Source organism: Variovorax sp. VRV01 (assembly GCF_014852545.1).
In the GTDB taxonomy this organism is placed as follows: domain Bacteria; phylum Pseudomonadota; class Gammaproteobacteria; order Burkholderiales; family Burkholderiaceae_C; genus Variovorax; species Variovorax beijingensis_A.
Genome location: NZ_JACVBS010000054.1, coordinates 1 through 788, shown reverse-complemented (window position 1 = coordinate 788; position 788 = coordinate 1). Strand labels below are relative to the sequence as shown.

The following is a 788-nucleotide window of genomic DNA, read 5'->3' as shown; positions in this document are numbered from 1 at the left end:
ACGAGCTGCAGGAGAACCTGCAGGCCAGCGAAGGGGTGGATGCCTCCGAAGGCTCGGTGCAGCGCTTCGCCTTCGAGGCCCAGCCCACGAGCTACGCCTGGCGCCCGCAACGCAGCACGCCCAAGCCGCGCACCCGCGGCCCGCAGACGGCGATGGTGGTCGGCCCCGCCGGCGAGGAGATCTGGACCGACCGCTACGGCCGCATCAAGGTGCAGTTCCACTGGGATCGGCTGGGCCAGCGCGACGAGCATTCGAGTTGCTGGGTGCGCGTGTCCACATCCTGGGCCGGCGCCACCTTCGGCGCGGCCGCGCTGCCGCGCATCGGGCAGGAGGTGATCGTCGATTTTCTGAACGGCGACCCGGACCACCCGATCGTCACCGGCCGGGTGCACAACGCCGACGAGATGCCGGCCTGGCAGCTGCCCCAGCAGAAGCAGCTCACGGGCCTGCGCAGCCGCGAGTTGGGCGGCGGGCGCAGCAACCACCTGGCGCTGGACGATTCCACGGGCAAGGTGCAGGCCCAGCTCAAGAGCGACCACCAGAGCTCCAGCCTGAGCCTGGGCCATGTCGGCCGCATCGAGGACACGGCCGGGCGCAAGGACGACCGGGGCCAGGGCTTCGAGCTGCGCACCGACGGCCATGGCGCACTGCGCGCCGCCCGGGGCCTGCTGCTGAGCACCGAGGCGCGCGCCAATGCGCAGGGCCACATCACCGACATGCGCGAGACGGTGGCGCGGCTCACCCAGGGGCGCGACCTGCACGAGAGCCTGGCGCAGGTGGCGCAGCAG

General features: G+C 72.2%; 1 protein-coding gene. It reads left to right on the top strand.

From position 1 onward, the window contains the following. The coding region (locus IB278_RS33560; protein ID WP_192328841.1) for a type VI secretion system Vgr family protein at positions 1-788 on the top strand (788 nt) is incomplete at both ends.